The sequence below is a fragment of the Blautia sp. HCP3S3_C12 genome (assembly GCF_052064155.1).
Lineage (GTDB): Bacteria > Bacillota > Clostridia > Lachnospirales > Lachnospiraceae > Blautia_A.
The window spans coordinates 33,327-51,494 of record NZ_JBQHWC010000021.1; the positions used below are offsets into that span (position 1 = coordinate 33,327).

Genomic DNA, 18,168 nt, shown 5'->3' on the forward strand with positions numbered 1-18,168 from the left:
ATTACTCATCTGCGGCACCTCCAAGATATGCATCAATAACTCTCTGATTATTCTGAATTTCTTCAGGCACACCCTCTGCAATAGGTTTACCAAAATCAAGAACATAGATTCTGTCAGAAATCTCCATAACCAGATCCATATGATGTTCGATCATAAATATAGTCAGACCAAATTCATCACGGATTTTCGCAATAAAAGCAGTCAGATCATCAGTCTCCTGTGGATTCATACCTGCAGCAGGCTCATCCAGGAGAAGCAGCTTGGGCTCTGTAGCCAGGGCTCTGGCAATCTCCAGTCTTCTCTGTTTACCATAAGGAAGAGAAGTTGCCATCTCATCTCTCAGATCTTCCAGACCTACGATGCGAAGGAGCTCTTCTGCCTCCTTACGCATTTTCGCTTCTTCTTTTCCATTCAGATGGAAGGTGGCGGTAAAAAGATTACTGGTTCTTCTCAGATGCTTGGCAATGAGAATATTCTCGAATACAGTCTGGCTTTTGAACAGACGAATATTCTGGAAGGTTCTGGCAATCCCCAGCTTTGTGATCTTATCCGGCGTGGGAACAATGGAATGAGTATATTTTCCATTATTTTCTCCCTGATAAAGCTTTTTCATTTTACCCTGAGGATGATTTTCAATGATCTTTTCCCCCTGGAAATAAACAGCTCCGTTGGTAGGCGCATACACTCCTGTGATTACATTGAACGCAGTAGTCTTGCCTGCACCGTTAGGACCGATCAGTGAAACGATCTCCCCTTTGTTTACCTCAATATTCATGTTATCTACAGCGATCACACCACCAAACTGCATGGTAACATTCTCAACCTTCAGTACGTTGTTCTCACTCATCAGGCGTTACCTCCTTTGGCAGTTTTTTTCTTTCTGGATTTTCCGGTCAGGAAATTATAGATTCCCCTGATGGAAAATTCTCTGGTTCCCATAATACCCTGTCGGAAGAAAAGTACGATGATCATGATGACCACTGAGAATACAACCTTACGGAAACCGGCACGCAGAAGAGGCACATGGAAGCTTCCTATATAAGTATCATTGTCAAGGAATCGAAGAATCCATTCAGAGAAAATGATAAACAGGAAAGAACTGATACAGCTTCCTGTAACAGAACCGATACCTCCGATTACCACGATCAGAAGGATTTCATAGGTCATGGCTGATTTGAAGGTAGATGCCTGGATCGTAGTCTGATACATGGCAAGTAATGCACCGGAAACTCCTGCAAAAAAGGAGCTTACTACAAAGGCAATTCTCTTGTGATGAGCCAGGTTGATTCCCATAGCCTCTGCAGCCACCTCGTCATCGCGAATTGCCTTGAAAGCACGGCCGTAAGTGGAATTAATCATCATCACGATAATGGCAATACAGATTCCGGATACAATGAAAGGAAACAGCACACTGCTAAAGGTAGGATAGGATCTCAGCAGGTTGGAACCATTTGTCAGAGGTCCTAATTTATCCCACTGGAACACTGCACGGATAATTTCCGCAAAGCCCAGTGTGGCAATAGCCAGATAATCGCTTTTCAGGCGAAGCACAGGCAAACCGATAAGATATGCAAAAATCGCTGCAACCACACCGGCTGCGATCAGTGCAACAAAAACCGGCACAGTAAACTGTACAATACCGCCGTCAAAATACATATATACATTTTCTCTCTGTTCCACCGGAATGGTAAGGATTCCATAGGTATAGGCACCCAGAAGCATAAATCCTGCCTGTCCCAGAGAGAACAGTCCTGTGAATCCGTTTAACAGATTCATGGAAACTGCAACCAACGCATAAATAGCGCCTTTTTTCAAAACTGTAAAAAGCATGGAGGTAGACGGAAGAATCTGCTCCAGCACATATAATACGATCAGTAAGGCAGCGATTAAGGCAACGCTTATGATCGTTTCTTTCTTCTTTGTCATAATATCTGCCTCCTTAAACCTTATCTGTAGATTTCTCACCGAAAAGTCCGGTTGGTTTGGCAATAAGGATGACGATCAGCAATGCAAAGGTAAATGCATCTGAGAAGGTCGTCCAGCCCATACCCTTAATAATATTCTCACAGATACCGATGATAAACGCTCCGATCACCGCACCGGGGATAGAACCGATACCTCCGAAAACAGCTGCTACAAAAGCTTTCAGGCCAGGCATAGCACCTACAGTAGGAGTAACACCTGTATAGTTTGTAAAAAACAGAAGGCTTCCCACTGCTGCCAGGAAAGAACCGATAATAAAGGTCATACTAATGACCGAATTGATCTTGATTCCCATAAGCTGTGAAGTCTCAAAATCCTTGGATGCTGCGCGCATGGCCATACCGATCTTTGTATATTTGATCAGGGCAACCAGGGCGATTACAAGAATAATCGTCAGAAAGGGTGTGATCACTGTTACACGTTTTGTGGTAGCACCAAATACTGTAATAGTATCACTGATCCATGGGATTGCCGGATACTGCTGTGCCAGACCTCCAGTTATGTACAAAGCAAGATTCTGCAGCAGATAGGAAACACCGATCGCTGAGATCATGATGGACATTCTGGGTGCAGACCGCAGAGGCTTGTAAGCCACACGTTCTACCAGAAAACCAATCACAACAGTTGCAACTAATACTAAAGGGATAGATATATACATGGGCATAACCGTGGATGCATATATCATAATCAGACCTGCGACCATAAAAATATCACCATGGGCGAAATTGATCAGTCGCAGAATACCATATACCATGGTATATCCTATGGCGATCAGTGCGTACTGTCCGCCTACTGAAATACCTGCCAGCAAATAGGGCAGATTTCTGCTGAACCATTCCATATAATTTCTCCTTATGCTTACGATTTATAATAATCAACCAAAACTGCTCCGGCTAAGAGATGCATCATCCCTAACACCGGAGCAGTCAGGTATCTTTCTCGGGAAATACCCTGCTACTTACTGATATTCATTTTAATATCACGACTGCAGTTTTATAAGTAAAAAGATTATTTAATTCCCTGTTCTCCTACAAATTCCCATGCACCGGTCTCTGTATTTGCCTGTTTTACATATGCTGTATCTCTTACTGCATCCCCGTTTTCCTTGTCAAATTCGATGTGTCCGCATACGCCGTCATACTTAACATCCCAGAGTGCTTCATTTACCTTTGCCGGATCTGTGGAGCCAGCTCCCTTCAGTGCCTCCAGAGCTGTAAAGTATGCATCGTAGCCCATGGCAGATACAGCAGCGATGGTATCATTTCCACCATTGTTGGCTTTGTTTGTGGAATCAGAATTTACAAATTCTTTCATACCTTCATCAAATTCTTTGTTACCACCCTCCTGGTAGAAGGTTGTTACATAAAGCTGAAGATCTTTGCCTTTAACAGCATTCAGGATAACATTGGAATCCCAGGTATCGCCTGCAAGAAGAGGAGCCTCCAGTCCCTGGGAAGCTGCCTGGTCAATGATCAGGGCTGCTGCCTCTGTGGAAACCGGTGCAAAGAATACATCTGCCCCTTCATTCTTAGCTGTTGTTACATAGGAAGCGAAATCGCTGTTTCCTTCCGGGAATGTATCAGATACAACTTCACCGCCTGCATCCTCAAATGCTTTTGTAAAGTAATGTCCAAGACCGGCAGAATAATCATCACCCTGTTTTGTCAGCACATAGGCTTTTTTTGCTTTAAATTTGTCACTTGCAAAGTTTGCAAGTACAGTACCCTGGAAAGGATCCAGGAAACAGATACGGAAATAATGGGTATTTCCCTGAGTTACCTGTGGATTGGTACATGTAACACCGATTGCAGGAACCCCGCCCTGTTTGAAAATATCAGATGCTGCGATGGCAACACTGGAACCGTAAGATCCAAGTACAACAGAAACTCCATCACTTACCAGCTTGGATGCAGCAGATGGTCCTTTATCATTGGAGGATTCATTATCAACAATATCCAGCTCTACATTATATTCCTTGCCATCAATCTCTACGGTAGGCTGTACACTGTTGGCATACTGGATACCCAGCGTCTCCTGTTTACCGCCTGCACCATTGTCGCCGGATGCCGGTTCATATACACCAATCTTTACTGTGTCAGCTGCAAATGCAGTTGCTGCTGTGGCTGCCACCATAGATACTGCTACTGCTGCGCTAAGTAATACGGCTAAAACTCTTTTCTTCATAATAATTTCCTCCTTTAAGATAATTTGGTTGTTTTTCCTCAGAGAACATCTGTCCTCATCTCTCAAACATTTTTTGAATTATACCATGCTTTATCACTTTACGCAAGTAAAATTCAAATTTTTTTAATGTTTAAAGCCCCGGATAACGGACTTTAAACAAAAAAGGTGCCGAAGATTTCTCTTCAGCACCTTTGCTTAAAATAAATTATAACACCCTGTAATCCATATTACAAGTATTAATTTCTTATTTCAATATATTTTCCAATTAATATCCATATCAAAAACTTATAATTATAATGTAATATTGCTATTTTACGTTCTGTTTCTGATATGATAGGATGTGTTCGGTTAAAAAAATAACAAAGCAACACTCCAACTTATCTGTTAAGAAGCGTTTCCTATTAATTGTCATCAGAAAGTTTCTTATACAGATATCTTCGACATCTTAAACTATACACATCAAAGACAAAGAAAGAGGTAAGAAAATGGAAGACAACAAATTATGTCTGGAAAAGCAGCCTTTAAACCAGGAAATGCTTGACAAAATCGATGCTTACTGGCGTGCAGCTAACTATCTGTCTGCCGGACAGCTCTATCTTCTTGACAATCCGCTTCTGAGAGAGCCATTAACTATGGATCAGATCAAGAAAAAAATTGTTGGTCACTGGGGAACTGTACCAGGACAGAACTTCATTTATGCACACTGCAACCGTGTCATCAAACGTTATGACCTTGATATGATCCTGCTTTCCGGTCCTGGACATGGCGGAAACTTCATGATCGCCAACACCTATCTGGAAGGTTCCTACAGCGAAGTTTATCCTAACATCAGCCAGGATGAGGAAGGTATGAAGAAAATGTTCAAACAGTTCTCCTTCCCATGCGGAGTTCCAAGCCACTGCGCACCGGAAACACCTGGTTCCATTAATGAAGGTGGCGAGCTTGGTTACTCCATCGCTCATGCTTTCGGAGCTGTATTTGACAACCCTGATCTGATTGCAACTACTGTTGTAGGCGATGGCGAAGCTGAGACTGGTCCTTTGGCGACATCCTGGCAGTCCAACAAATTCCTGAACCCGATTACTGACGGTGCTGTACTTCCTATTCTTCACTTAAATGGATATAAGATCAGCAATCCGACTATCTTCTCCCGTCTTTCCCACGAAGAGCTTGAATGCTTCTTCAAGGGCTGTGGATGGAAGCCATACTTCGTTGAAGGCGACGATCCAATGACAATGCACAAGAAGATGGCTGAGACAATGGACACAGTAATCGAAGAAATCAAAGCAATCCAGAAGAACGCCCGTGAGAACAATGATCCGGAACGTCCGGTATGGCCAATGATCGTCCTCCGTACTCCTAAAGGATGGACAGGTCCTAAGGTTGTTGACGGACTTCAGATTGAAGGTTCCTTCCGTGCTCATCAGGTTCCGATCACTATGGAAAAACCGGAACATCTTGAACTTCTGAAGGAGTGGCTGGAAAGCTATCGTCCTCAGGAGCTGTTTGATAAAAACGGACGCCTGATCCCTGAACTGGCTGAACTGGCTCCTAAGGGAAATGCACGTCTCGGTGCCAACCCACATGCAAATGGCGGACTTCTTCTGAAAGATCTTCGTCTTCCGGACTTCCGCGATTACGGTATTGAAGTACAGCCTGGCAAAACAAAAGCTCAGGATATGATCGAGCTTGGCGGATACATCCGCGACATCTTCAAACTGAATGAAGAAAACAAGAACTTCCGTATCTTTGGACCAGATGAAAGCATGTCCAACCGTCTGTACAAAGTATTTGAATATCAGAAACGTGACTGGAACGCAGAAATGCTTGATACTGATGACTGCCTTGCAAGAGACGGACGTATTATGGACAGTATGCTCAGTGAGCATATGTGTGAAGGATGGCTGGAAGGTTACCTGTTAACAGGTCGTCATGGCTTCTTCGCAAGCTATGAAGCTTTCATCCGTATTGTTGACTCCATGGCAGCCCAGCATGCAAAATGGCTGAAAGTTTGCAACCAGCTTTCCTGGAGACAGCCCATTGCATCCCTGAACTTCATCCTGACATCCAATGTATGGCAGCAGGATCACAACGGATTTACTCATCAGGATCCTGGATTCTTAGATCACATTGCAAATAAGAAAGCAGACGTGGTTCGTATGTACTTACCACCGGACGCTAACTGCTTACTCTCCTGCTTCGATCACTGCATCAAGAGTAAGAACTATGTAAACGCAATCGTAGCTTCCAAACATCCAAGCTGCCAGTGGCTGACCATGGAGCAGGCTGTTAAGCACTGCACACAGGGTATCGGTATCTGGGAGTGGGCAAGTAATGACTGTGGGGAAGAGCCAGACGTTGTTATGGCTTGCTGCGGTGATACACCTACACTTGAGATCATGGCTGCAGTTACTATCCTTCGTGATGAAATGCCGGAACTTAAGATTCGTGTTGTTAATGTTGTGGACCTGTTCAAACTGGAATCCGACCACAAACATCCACACGGTTTAAGTGACGCAGAATATGATGCAATCTTTACAAAAGATAAACCTGTCATCTTCGCATTCCACGGATATCCAACACTGATCCATGAGCTTACTTATGAACGTCACAACCGCAACATTTCTGTTCACGGATATCAGGAGGAAGGTACTATCACTACTCCATTCGATATGCGTGTACAGAACCAGATCGACCGTTTCAACCTTGTAAAGGATGCCATCATGCATCTTCCACAGCTTGGAAACAAAGGTTCCTTCTTAATTCAGAAGATGAACGACAAGCTTGTTGAGCACAAACAGTACATTGCTGAATATGGCCAGGATCTGGAAGAGGTCAGAAACTGGGAGTGGCATAAATAATCTCTTACAAGACAAAATGATAAATTCCTAATCTTACAGACAGCCGTCAGGAAATCCACATTTGGTCAATTCCTGACGGCTGTTTACTTTTACTATATTTTAAGTCTCTATTCTCCCATATTTGAGCCTGAGCACTTATTTTCTGTCTGTTAAAAACTTCTGAAATGCCTTGGATGCAATGCTCTGAGGATATTCCGTATCATGGATCAAAATAATACTTCTCTCCGGAAAGGTCTCATTTACATCAATCTCAAAAACCTTTTCAGATGCCAGATCTTCCCTGGCAAATTCTTCCGGAAGAAATCCGATTCCCATATTATAACGCACGGCAGGAAGGATCATATCTGTAGTTGCCAGCTCCACATCCGGCGAAAACTGCAAACCATTCTTTTCAAAATATGCATTCAGAAACTGTCTGGTGATTGCTTCAGAAGTCAGGCTGATCCATGGATAAGAAGATAATTCTTCCAGAGAGGTTTTTCTTCCCTTCAGCTCAGCGAAACGATTCCCGCCGATTAGGATTTCCTTATACTTCCTCACTACCTTCATCCTCAAAGGTTCTGACACCTGCAAAGAAGCCGATACAACAGCAAGATCTACTTTTCCTTCCTTCAGTGCATTTACCGAATCTGTCGTGCTGTTATTTAATATCTTAAAATGCACATTTGGATACTGTATATTGAAATCTCTCACTGCCTCAAACAGATAACAGTGAAGAGCAGTTTCTGTAGCACTGATATAAATAGTCCCATTCTCAAGGCTGATCAGGTTATTCAGATTGTCTTCCGCCTTAAAGAACTGTGCACATCCTGCAGCTACATACTGATAAAAAACCTTTCCCTCAGGGGTAAGTTTCATTCCGCTTTTACTTCTGGTAAACAATCTACAGCCAAGCATATTTTCCAGATTATGTATGGTTCTGGTCACTGCTGGCTGGCTTGTCTTTAATACAGCAGCCGCCTTAGTCAGATTTTCATATTTCGATACATAATAAAACACCTTATAATATTCAAAATTTGTGTTCATATCATTCTCCGTCCGTTATCCTCAGGTCCACATTTATCTCAATTTCTCTGCCAGCTCTTCTATTTCCTGTATAATATCCTCACGGTCTCTTACCGGTACTTTATCTGTGCGATTCACATAGACAGTTCCCAGACTGTCACAGCTCATCTGGCGGAGCAGCATTTCTGCTGTACTTTCCGCTTTTTCTCTCGGTCCAATGCTCCCTGCTGCCAGAAGGACTGCTCCTGTTTTCTTTTTGGGGACAGGTTCTTCCTTGCGGAGATACCTGGCACTGAAATATGTCTGAAGCCTGCTTAACACAGCAAGAAGCATTCCCGTCACCTCTTCAAAATATACAGGTGAAGCTATCACAATATGGTCGCACTCTTCAATAAAAGAAAGAATTTCCTGCCACTCATCCTGTACCGCACATCCTGCATGTTCAAAACACCACCTGCAGTCTATACATGGACTTATTCTGGCTCTGTATGCATCCACTACCTTAAATTCCCCGCCAAGTTTTTCCTGCAATGTCTTGATCATATACGCTGTCTCACCTTTTTTTCTGGGCGATCCGTTAAAAATTAATGTTTTCATTTCTGCCTTCCTTATCTTTCCATAAAAAGCAGCTCCATGCAAAGAACTATCCATCCATTTACATGAAGCTGTTTCATTTGTCTTTATATCAGAGCAGAAAAATCATTTCTTATTCTGCTCTCAGATACCGGTTCTTGTCCTGCCAGATGGCTTAAATTATTTTTTATTATTTTATTTATCTGGAAGCTTTATATTTCACATCCGACCATCTGCTGTATACCTTTTTCCCCTGGGCATTATAAGCATATGCACGGATTCTGTAATAATATTTTGTTCCTTTTTTCAGACCTGTATTTGTGTATCGTACCGTAGAACCGGATTTGATCACTGCAGCTCTCTTATAAGAACCGGTTGTCCCGATCCTGCGGTAGATTTCATATCCTTTTGCATTTCTGGATTTCTTCCAGGTAAGTGTAAGTCTTCTTGCATTTTTGTTGGAAATACTGCTGATCGTCGGTCTGGAAGGCTTTACTGTGGTGCTTTCCACATTATATTCTACATTTGTCATCTGCAGAATGGAGGAAGCTCCTGTTCCATAGGCCTTTCTTGTATCTGAATCATATTTGAAATAGATATCTCCGCCCTCAGTCTCATAAGTATAACCTTTTGAAACACTTCCTCTGGCAGGTGTGTTCAGGAAAAGCTCACCATTCTCTCCTGCTGAATCCGTGTCACTGTTTGTAATATCCGCAATATAATATCTGCCGTCCTGTTCCACGATATTCCACATATGGGCACCTGCACCGGTTCCGCCATCCATATCACCGGTTACTGTATAACAGGTAATATCGCTAAGGTCACACAGATACTGGAAAGCTTTGGAATATCCTTCACAAACTACATTGGTAGATTCATCCCAGTCAAATACCCAGATCAGCTGCCACGGATCTCCGTATTTATCTCCATAGGAATCAGAGATTGCCTCATCATTATAATCTGTCAGATAACAGATCATTTCTTTATATGCAGCCAGCTTCTCCGGCTCAGACATATTTTTAAATTCATTAACAATCATTTTTGCATTGGAAGCTGCTTTCTTTGCAGTCTTCACCATACGGGAATCTACCCGGTACTCCTTAGCTGCATATTCGCTGATCACAGGCATGGAAACTGTTATATCTGAAATCTCTGCGATTCTTTTTCCGCCCCTGACAGATACGGAATAACTATAATCCCACTGTGTCATTGCAGTCTTTTCATACCAGTATAACTCATAGGGACAGTCTGCCAGCAGACAGGTCGTGATCTTTTCTTTATTCAGGCTGTCAAACTTCCTGGATACTTCCTGTTCCAGCTTTGCACCTGTGGCAGAAGTCTGCCAGCGCAGTCCAAGATCTGAAGTAATTCCCAATTTGGTAGATCCGCCTCTGGCTGCTATGGATGTAACCTTTGTTTTCATTTCTTCATAAAGTGCCTGCTGTACTCCGGAAAGAACGGTTTCACCGATAGAGGTACCCGGTGCGGTAGATACCTGATCATAGAAAAAGCGACTGGCATATTCTCCGAACAATTTATCCCCATCCGGCTGATCCTCTATCTTTATGCTGATTTTCTCTGTCACATGGACAGTACCGTCAGGAAGCTCCTCCACACTGCGGTCTGTAACTGTAAAATTACTTTCCTCTGTTTCCATGTCTGAAAAGTCAAATTCCTGCTGTGCTTCTGCCCCAAAGACCTCTGTTTCTTCTTCCTGTTCTACAGACGGTGCCTGCTCCACATCTGAAAATTCTTCTACCTGTGCTGCCTCTGCGTCCTGCTGCTGTACAGCCTGCACCTCTCCATCTGAAAACTCTGCTGCTCCTACCGGTGCTGCCAGACTTCCCATTGCCAGCATCAGACTTAAGCTAAGACTTATAAAACTTTTTTTCCTATACATAACTACTTCCTCCTTTAATACAGCATACACAATTTTCACCCATTCAACAAGGAAAAAAGGACAATTTGACATTTTTTGTGACAAATTATGGGGTAACAGCACAGCCCAGTATCAGAAATTACTTTCTTTTCTGTTTGTCTGTTCTCTGCAGGCGTTTCCTATATTGGTCAGGCAGAGCACTGTGGTGATCAGGAAAAGTCCGGGGATCAGAATGATCCACCAGGATCCTGTCATTAATGCCTTATCTGACAGAGACAGCATACTTCCCCATGTGATAACCTCTATGGGAAGTCCAATACCCATAAAGCTCAAAGTCGCCTCAGAGATCATTGCAGTTCTTACATTCATAACTACCATAAACATAATGGATGAGAAAAAGTTCGGCACCAGATGCTTCCACAAAATACGGAAGAACCCGGCTCCCATACATCTTGCAGCGATGATATACTCACTGTTTCGTATCTGCCGTACCTCTGTGCGTACCACCTTCGCAATACTGGTCCAGCTGGTCACACCGATTACAAAGGACAGGCTCAGAATATTGGCATTTCCCATAATAGCCTGCAGCAAAATGATCAGAAGCAGAGTTGGTATACTTAAGAATATTTCTGTAAATCTCATGATCAGTTCATCCAGCCAGGCAGGTGCCACTCCACTGAAGGCACCGACTACTACTGCAATAAAAGTAGAAATAACAGTGGCTAATCCACCAATCAGAATTGAAATCCTTCCTCCATACCAGATCATGGAAAAAATATCCCTTCCCATAGTATCCGTTCCAAAAAGGAACTCCCTGTCAGGAGCTTTATTATAGTTTAACAGATCCATATAAGCAGGATCCTTTGTCATGATCAGTTCCGCGCACAGGCAGCCCAGTACGATAAAAATCAGGATTGCTGCTGAAACAACAGGTTTTCCCTGATACCACTTTTTCTTTGATTTGGGAATTACTGTTTCTGTCTTTCTGTTTCCTGCCAGTTCAAATAAATGATTGGTCATCCTTCTACTACCTCCGATTTCTCGGTTATTACTTCGTCCTTCATACGGGGATCTATCTGTTCATTAATCGTCTGACTGACAATATTGCAGAAAATAACCAGGATTCCTGACATCATACAAAGCAGCATCAGCAGATTGTAATCATGATATCTGGCGCTCTCATAGGACAGAGCTCCGATTCCGGGATAAGAGAATACACTTTCTACCACATAGGTTCCTCCAAGTACATGGGGGACTGCAATGGCCATAATACTCAGATAAGCAGGCATTACATTTCGGACACAATGTCTGAACATAAGCTTTTTCTTATCCAGGCCTTTTGACTTTGCCAAAAGTATATAATCTGCGCGAACCTCTTCAAGAATCTTATTTCGGATCATGTAAGCATAATACCATAAATGCTCCATGACCACGATGGTCAGAGGCATGATCAGATGCAGCACTCTGTCACCTATATCTCCTGCATTTCCTGTACTGTAAGCGCCACTGCTTGGCAGGATCTTAAGATTTACGGAAAAAACAAGGATCAGGACCAGAGCCATCCAAAACTCAGGAATACAGCTGGATATGGTTCCCAGCTTACACAGAATCCGGTCTGCCAGCCGGTTTTCGTACCAGGCACACAGAATTCCCAGGAGCAAGGCTCCGGCAAACATAATGATAAATCCGATTCCTCCAAGCACAAGTGTATTGCCAATACGTCCGCCGATCACTTCTACTACATCCTGTTTATATTTAAATGAAATTCCAAATTCTCCATGAAAGGCATTTTTTACCCACTTTACATACTGCACAGAAATTGGTTCGTTCAATCCCAGTTTTCCCATAGCCCATTCACGTTCTTCCGGACTCATCTTCTCTGTACGGTCACCATAGTAGGAAATCAGAGGATCTCCCGGTGCAAGACGGGCTACATAAAATACAGCTACAGACAATATAAATACTGAGATCAGGAATATCAGGCATTTTTTACCATAGTAGACTAACTTTTTTTGTCTCATGATATACTGCACCCCTTTCCTTCAGCCGGAAGCATTGCAAAATGTCCGGGTGACACTTCTGTCCACACGCTGTTTTCCATTCCTTCGCCATCATAGTACTGCAGAACTCTTTTTCTCTCCCTGATGGGGTCAGGAACAGGAATTGCAGACAACAATGTTTTTGTATAAGGATGCACCGGATGGGAATACAATTCTTCTGATGGCGCCAGTTCTACCAGTTTTCCATGATACATAACTCCCACACGGTCACAGAGATACTCAACCATAGCCAGGTCATGAGCTATAAACAGAAATGTAAATCCATGCTCCTCCTGCAGATGACGGAACAGATTGACGATCTGGGCCTGCATGGACACATCCAGGGAAGCTATCGGTTCATCGGCCACCAGAAATTCCGGTTCCATACACAGAGATCTGGCTATGGCCACTCGCTGCCTCTGTCCCCCTGATAATTCAGATGGATAACGATTCAGGAAACTGTTCTCAAGTCCTACATATTCCATCTGAAAAGCAGCTTCCTTCACAAAGCTTCCTCTCGGAGGTGTAATATGCTGGATTCTCATTGGTTCCGTAATAATATCTGACACCTTCATTTTCTGGTTCAGACTGGATGCGGAATCCTGAAAGATCATCTGGCGGCAGGTCTGCAGCATTTTTTTATGCTTTTTGAATTCCTTTTTGTCGCAGATATTTACATCTTTATACCAGATTTCTCCCTGAGCCGGCTGATATATATTCATCAGACATCTGGCAACTGTGGACTTTCCTGAACCGGATTCCCCTACCAGACCAAAGATCTCACCTTTATGGATCTGAAATGAGACATCATCTACAGCCTTTACCTTGATCTTTTTTGTCAGATGAAACTGCTGAGTCAGATGCCTGACATCTAATAAAACTTCTTTACTCATGCGCTGTTCCTCCCATAGGTGATTTGATCTGCGGTGCTCTTGGATCCAGCAGCCAGGTTGCCGCATAATGAGTATCTGTTATCTTAAACATAGGCGGCATTTCTTCATAATCAATATTCAGGGCATATTCGTTTCGACATGCAAAAGCATCACCTTTCGGCGGATCTATCAAAGTAGGAGGCATGCCGGGGATAGTGTACAGGCTTTCTTTTCCATTTGCAAATGCAGGCAGTGATCTCATCAGCCCCCATGTGTATGGATGTCTGGGATCATAATACACTTCCTCTGCTGTACCAATCTCTACGATCTTGCCTGCATACATGACTGCCACCCTGTCTGCCACACGTGCAACCACTCCCAGATCATGGGATACCAGTATGGTAGCTGTTCCCAGCTTCCTCTGTATTTCCCGGAGAAGATCCAGAATCTGTGCCTGTATAGTCACATCCAGTGCAGTAGTTGGTTCATCTGCAAATAAAATATCCGGATCTGCTGCCAGAGCGATGGCCATGACACATCTCTGACGCATTCCCCCGGAGAATTGCCATGGATACTGATGATATCGTTCCTTTGGATGGGAGATACCTACCAGTTCCATAAGTTCCAGAACTTTTTGATCTACCTGTTTTTTCGTATAATTCTTATTGTGGATCACCACTGCTTCCCCAATTTGTTTTCCAATTTTAATAGTTGGATTCAGGGAAGTCATAGGATCCTGAAAGATCATGGAAAAAACTCTTCCACGCAGTTTCTGCATCTCCCTTTCCCTGTAACAGGTAATATCCTGTCCGTTCACACAAATGCTGCCCTCTTTAATCTTTGCACTTGGCGGTAAAAGCTTCATAATACTTTTGCAAAGCACACTCTTTCCGCATCCGGACTCTCCAACTATAGCCAGCACCTCTCCCTTTTTTAATGAAAAAGACACATCTCTTACTGCCTGAACTTCTCCGGCAGGACCGTCTATGCTGACAGAAAGATTTTTAACTTCTAATAAATGTTCCATCTTTATTCCTTTTTCCGCTCGTGTGAAAAGGGGGCACTCCTCGTGCCCCCGTCACAACCTTTATCTTATTTATTCGATAGTCCAGTCTGCTACATTCCAGAAAATACCAACTCCGTGATGTCCCATAATTGTATCAGGATCAATTCCCTTAATATTGCTGTCAGCAACATAGTTGGCATCAATATAGCAGATCATTGCATAAGCCGGATCCTCTGCCAGAGCTTTCTGGAAATTAGCATAGGCTTCTGCACGTACTTTTGGATCAGCTGACTGTCTTGCTTCTTTCAGATACTTGTCAACGTCTGCATTAGAGTAGCCGGAGTAGTTTGCTCCCTTATCTGTTCCGAATACTTTGTATGTATGGTCGTCAGCGTCAAATGGGCTTCCCCATCCGATGAGGAATGCCATCTGTCCTGCCCAGTCTGTCTGTGCAGGGATCTCTACTGATACATCCATGCCGATCTCTTTCAGTTCCTGTGCTGCGATCTGAGCCATATCAATACGTACCTGATCTCCTGCACTTACGCTGATTACAAATCCAACTTTTTCGCCATCACGATAATAAAATCCGTCATCACCCATCTCGCATCCTGCAGCTTCCAGAATTTCTTTTGCTTTTTCAGGATTGTAATCATAATGCTCTACATCTTCATAATTATAGATGTTTCTCTGAAGAGGACCATAAGCCGGCATTCCCTGTCCAAGGATAACTGCGTCGATGATCGCCTGACGGTCAAGCCCATAGCATACTGCCGGGATCAGATCACGGTTTTTCTGCCAGTATTCATTTCCAAAGTTAAACATGATTCCACGATAGTCAGAAGTCTTCATATCGTAGCATGTATATGCCTCATCATCTGCAAAAGCAGCTGCGTCCTTTGGTGTTAATAATGCCAGATCAAGTTCTCCGGATTTTAACTGAAGTGCTTTCGCATTGTCATCCGGTACGATCTTGAATACAATTTTATCGATGGAAGGCTCACCCTTAAAATAATCTTCATTCTTAACCAGTATGATCGCCTGTCCCTCATCCCAGGATTCAATCTTGTATGGACCTGTTCCTACCGGATTACGGAAGAAATCAGAGGTCTGCATATCTTCGCCCTCAAGCAGATGCTTAGGAAGAACTGCCATTGTCATATAATCAAGGAATGCAACGTTTTTGTCCTCAAGCTTGAACGCAACCGTATGATCATCAATAACATTGATTTCCTCTACGTCCTCGTAGTTGGGTGCATTCTCAGAACCGTTTTCCGGATCCATGATTGCTTCGATAGTAAACTTAACATCCTCTGCTGTCACAGGTTCGCCATCCTGCCACTTGGCATCTTCTGCCATATGGAATGTATAGGTATTGGTTTCATCATCAAAATCCCAGCTCTCCGCCAATCCCGGAACTACCTGATTATCTCCGTCATGTGCAGTTAAACCGTTGAAGATCAGAATATTGATCTCTCCATGTTCATCCATAGCAGGATTGATCCTGGTATAATCTCCGCTTCCGTATACCAGTGTTGTTTCTTCCTCTGCCAGTACAGGCACTGTTGTTCCGGCACTGACCAGTGATACAGTCAGAAGCACTCCGGCCATTGTCAATAAACCCTTTTTCATTTCATGTTCCCTCGCTTTTTCTTTATTGGTAACTGGCTTTTATGATATCAGACAATTCTGACATCAGTAAGCCCTGCGGGGGGATATTGACATATTCCTTTTTAGACCTGAGGTATGCCATATATGGCATACCTGGAATAAGTCATCTCAATAACGTTTTATGATATTCTTTTCTTTTTTCTCCTGCGGACAAGCTTCCGGATCAGAATGATAATAACGACAATTATTACAATAAAGATCAAACAAATCAGCACTATGATTACTGAGAATTTATTGGGATGTTTCACCAGATCCAGGATGTTTTTACTGTCATCTACAACCTTACGGTTATGTGTGGCTGCATAATATTCCGGTACATTGGCAATTCCATCCCCGTCTGTATCTTCAAAGGACTGCATATATCTTGCAATGGCATCCCATGCCTTCAGCTCCCTGCCATTCTCCATGATTGCCTGGTCCTCCAGATTTTCAATAGGATTTCCATTCTTGTCCTTTGGTTCCAGAGACAGCAGGCCATATGACATTTTCATTACAGAGCCAAGCATTTGTCCGGTGTACAGGTCTGTCACAACATGATACAGTTTATCATCCTGGATTTCGATCCGTTCTCCGTCCTCTCTGGTCAGATAGCAGTCCGTCACCTTGTTCAGAATCATTCGATGAGGATTGTATGTAAAATTCAGTCCGCTGCAATATAATCTTGCAGTTGTCATAAAGTCTGAAACAGAAGCATCCACTTCTGCTACCAGCTTCAATTCTTTTCCTGTCAGATAGGCATTGATCAGAGGATATCCTGCTACTCCGTCTTTTCCGATTCCCAGAGAGAATGAATTGTAGACATCTTCTACTGTAATATTTCCCTTTGTATAGGTATCGCGGACAGTCCCGCTTGGAACCACTGCTACATCTACAGGATCTCCATCAAAATATTCTGAATGTTCCACAGCATATACATAGGCATCAGACATAATATCGCCAAGATTCAGTTCTTCATGCTTTGTGCCCATTTCTTCCAGGCTGTTAAATTCAACGTCATTCTCAGCCAGGACTTCATCCCTGGTGTAACCAAAATCTTCCAGGTAATTGGTGTCTACGGTATCCATTAATTCATCAATCCGTTTCTGTGTTGCCTGATCCGGCCTGATCTCTTCGGACACAGGAATCAGCTCGTAGGAGGTCATCTTCCAGCGTCCGTCCTGCTTCTGTGTCATGGAAAGCGATCCCAGATTTCTCCCATACTCACCGCAGGATACAATATAGGTATTCCCATGTTTGATGGCTTCCTTCAGCTCTGTGTGGGAATGTCCACTGATGATCAGATCCAGCTCAGGAACCTTTTTTGCAAGGATTTCGTCCTCAGACTTATCCTCATCCTCCCAGGTTCCGCCATGAGACACACATGCGATCATATCTACTTTTTCATTTTTCTTAATCTCTGCTACTGTCTGCCTTACTGACTCTGTCGGATCCTTAAACAGCAGTTCACAGGTAGGGGCACATTCCAGGGCATCTTTTCCAAAGACACCAACTACTGCAATCTTCGTATCCCCCTTTTGAACCACCACATAATCCTTTACACCGTAGGCTTCAAATGCTTCTTTGATCTGCTTCTGGCCATCACTTAAGCCCTCTTTCTCCATAGCGTCCCAATCCACATTACACACTACAAGCTCCGGCAGTGTCTCACCGGAATTTACAGCTGCCTTCAGCATATTTGCCAGCCCCTTTGACCGGTAGTCGAATTCATGATTTCCAAAGGTAGTTACATCATACCCCAAATACCCCAGCATCCGAAGCTCCGCTGCCTCTGTATCATATACAGTCTGGATCAGTGTACCCATGGAAAAATCTCCTCCATCCAGCACCAGAGTATCCGGATTTTCTTTTCGCTTTTCATCCATCAGGGTTTTCAGTCTGGCAAATCCGCCAACTTCTTTTTGCTGGCCTTCTACAATAGTTGAAAAGCTATCCAGATGGGAATGGGTATCATGGGTAAACAAAACGTCTACCTTTTTGGTTTTGGCTGCTGCCACAGGAATATCCAACACAAGCAGAAGCAATGTTACAATGGTAAGTATCACTGACAGAATCCGTTTCCGTTTTTTCATAAACATCTCCTTTTCCTCCAAGAAAT

Annotated in this window: 14 protein-coding genes; 1 reads left to right on the forward strand and 13 read right to left on the reverse strand. The window is 43.3% G+C overall.

Annotated features, from left to right (window positions below):
- Position 1: 1 nt before the first annotated feature.
- The 4 genes from ACTNDS_RS14055 to ACTNDS_RS14070 all read right to left on the reverse strand — a co-directional run bounded on the left by ACTNDS_RS14055 (position 2) and on the right by ACTNDS_RS14070 (position 4,167).
- A complete protein-coding gene (locus ACTNDS_RS14055; protein WP_173742578.1) occupies positions 2-847 on the reverse strand; it encodes an ABC transporter ATP-binding protein in 846 nt (281 codons plus the stop codon).
- Positions 847-1,926 (reverse strand): branched-chain amino acid ABC transporter permease, encoded by a 1,080-nt coding sequence (locus ACTNDS_RS14060; RefSeq protein WP_173742579.1) that lies wholly within the window; start codon positions 1,924-1,926, stop codon positions 847-849. Before ACTNDS_RS14060 ends, ACTNDS_RS14055 begins: the two co-directional genes overlap by 1 nt.
- A gap of 13 nt (positions 1,927-1,939) precedes the next feature.
- Positions 1,940-2,824, reverse strand: coding sequence for a branched-chain amino acid ABC transporter permease (locus ACTNDS_RS14065; RefSeq protein ID WP_303242654.1), 885 nt, complete (start codon positions 2,822-2,824; stop codon positions 1,940-1,942).
- A gap of 167 nt (positions 2,825-2,991) precedes the next feature.
- Positions 2,992-4,167, reverse strand: a complete 1,176-nt coding sequence (locus tag ACTNDS_RS14070) for an ABC transporter substrate-binding protein (protein WP_173742581.1) — start codon at positions 4,165-4,167, stop codon at positions 2,992-2,994.
- Between the two features lie 485 nt (positions 4,168-4,652).
- Here ACTNDS_RS14070 and ACTNDS_RS14075 point away from each other — a divergent pair, with 485 nt between their 5' ends.
- Positions 4,653-7,028, forward strand: coding sequence for a phosphoketolase family protein (locus tag ACTNDS_RS14075; RefSeq protein WP_441036474.1), 2,376 nt, complete (start codon positions 4,653-4,655; stop codon positions 7,026-7,028).
- Between the two features lie 135 nt (positions 7,029-7,163).
- Here ACTNDS_RS14075 and ACTNDS_RS14080 read toward each other — a convergent pair whose 3' ends face one another.
- The 9 genes from ACTNDS_RS14080 to ACTNDS_RS14120 form a co-directional block, all read right to left on the reverse strand.
- On the reverse strand, positions 7,164-8,054 hold the full coding sequence (locus tag ACTNDS_RS14080) for a LysR family transcriptional regulator (RefSeq protein ID WP_433844246.1): 891 nt from the start codon (positions 8,052-8,054) through the stop codon (positions 7,164-7,166).
- 33 nt (positions 8,055-8,087) lie between these two features.
- Complete coding sequence (locus ACTNDS_RS14085) at positions 8,088-8,630, reverse strand: flavodoxin family protein (RefSeq protein ID WP_303243515.1); 543 nt, start codon at positions 8,628-8,630, stop codon at positions 8,088-8,090.
- 175 nt (positions 8,631-8,805) lie between these two features.
- Entirely contained in the window at positions 8,806-10,506 is a 1,701-nt protein-coding gene (locus tag ACTNDS_RS14090) for a fibronectin type III domain-containing protein (protein ID WP_441036477.1), read from the reverse strand.
- Between the two features lie 111 nt (positions 10,507-10,617).
- Entirely contained in the window at positions 10,618-11,505 is an 888-nt protein-coding gene (locus ACTNDS_RS14095) for an ABC transporter permease (RefSeq protein ID WP_441036478.1), read from the reverse strand.
- Positions 11,502-12,506 carry an ABC transporter permease gene (locus tag ACTNDS_RS14100; protein WP_441036480.1) on the reverse strand — a complete coding sequence of 335 codons (1,005 nt, stop codon included), beginning with the start codon at positions 12,504-12,506 and terminating at the stop codon, positions 11,502-11,504. The genes ACTNDS_RS14095 and ACTNDS_RS14100 overlap by 4 nt, the downstream gene beginning before the upstream one ends.
- On the reverse strand, positions 12,503-13,417 hold the full coding sequence (locus ACTNDS_RS14105; protein WP_441036482.1) for an ATP-binding cassette domain-containing protein: 915 nt from the start codon (positions 13,415-13,417) through the stop codon (positions 12,503-12,505). Before ACTNDS_RS14105 ends, ACTNDS_RS14100 begins: the two co-directional genes overlap by 4 nt.
- On the reverse strand, positions 13,410-14,423 hold the full coding sequence (locus tag ACTNDS_RS14110; RefSeq protein ID WP_441036484.1) for an ABC transporter ATP-binding protein: 1,014 nt from the start codon (positions 14,421-14,423) through the stop codon (positions 13,410-13,412). The genes ACTNDS_RS14105 and ACTNDS_RS14110 overlap by 8 nt, the downstream gene beginning before the upstream one ends.
- A gap of 69 nt (positions 14,424-14,492) precedes the next feature.
- Positions 14,493-16,034: an ABC transporter substrate-binding protein gene (locus ACTNDS_RS14115; protein WP_441036486.1), complete on the reverse strand. Its 1,542-nt coding sequence runs from the start codon at positions 16,032-16,034 to the stop codon at positions 14,493-14,495.
- Between the two features lie 158 nt (positions 16,035-16,192).
- Entirely contained in the window at positions 16,193-18,142 is a 1,950-nt protein-coding gene (locus tag ACTNDS_RS14120) for a bifunctional metallophosphatase/5'-nucleotidase (protein WP_441036488.1), read from the reverse strand.
- Between the last annotated feature and the right edge of the window lie 26 nt (positions 18,143-18,168).

Bases quoted from the DNA above. Each gene is read 5' to 3' on its own strand.
- ACTNDS_RS14075 (WP_441036474.1), top strand. From the start codon at position 4,653: ATGGAAGACAACAAATTATGTCTGGAAAAGCAGCCTTTAAACCAGGAA.
- ACTNDS_RS14055 (WP_173742578.1), bottom strand. From the start codon at position 847: ATGAGTGAGAACAACGTACTGAAGGTTGAGAATGTTACCATGCAGTTT.
- ACTNDS_RS14085 (WP_303243515.1), bottom strand. From the start codon at position 8,630: ATGAAAACATTAATTTTTAACGGATCGCCCAGAAAAAAAGGTGAGACA.
- ACTNDS_RS14110 (WP_441036484.1), bottom strand. From the start codon at position 14,423: ATGGAACATTTATTAGAAGTTAAAAATCTTTCTGTCAGCATAGACGGT.
- ACTNDS_RS14060 (WP_173742579.1), bottom strand. From the start codon at position 1,926: ATGACAAAGAAGAAAGAAACGATCATAAGCGTTGCCTTAATCGCTGCC.
- ACTNDS_RS14090 (WP_441036477.1), bottom strand. From the start codon at position 10,506: ATGTATAGGAAAAAAAGTTTTATAAGTCTTAGCTTAAGTCTGATGCTG.
- ACTNDS_RS14100 (WP_441036480.1), bottom strand. From the start codon at position 12,506: ATGAGACAAAAAAAGTTAGTCTACTATGGTAAAAAATGCCTGATATTC.
- ACTNDS_RS14105 (WP_441036482.1), bottom strand. From the start codon at position 13,417: ATGAGTAAAGAAGTTTTATTAGATGTCAGGCATCTGACTCAGCAGTTT.
- ACTNDS_RS14080 (WP_433844246.1), bottom strand. From the start codon at position 8,054: ATGAACACAAATTTTGAATATTATAAGGTGTTTTATTATGTATCGAAA.
- ACTNDS_RS14115 (WP_441036486.1), bottom strand. From the start codon at position 16,034: ATGAAAAAGGGTTTATTGACAATGGCCGGAGTGCTTCTGACTGTATCA.
- ACTNDS_RS14120 (WP_441036488.1), bottom strand. From the start codon at position 18,142: ATGAAAAAACGGAAACGGATTCTGTCAGTGATACTTACCATTGTAACA.
- ACTNDS_RS14070 (WP_173742581.1), bottom strand. From the start codon at position 4,167: ATGAAGAAAAGAGTTTTAGCCGTATTACTTAGCGCAGCAGTAGCAGTA.
- ACTNDS_RS14095 (WP_441036478.1), bottom strand. From the start codon at position 11,505: ATGACCAATCATTTATTTGAACTGGCAGGAAACAGAAAGACAGAAACA.
- ACTNDS_RS14065 (WP_303242654.1), bottom strand. From the start codon at position 2,824: ATGGAATGGTTCAGCAGAAATCTGCCCTATTTGCTGGCAGGTATTTCA.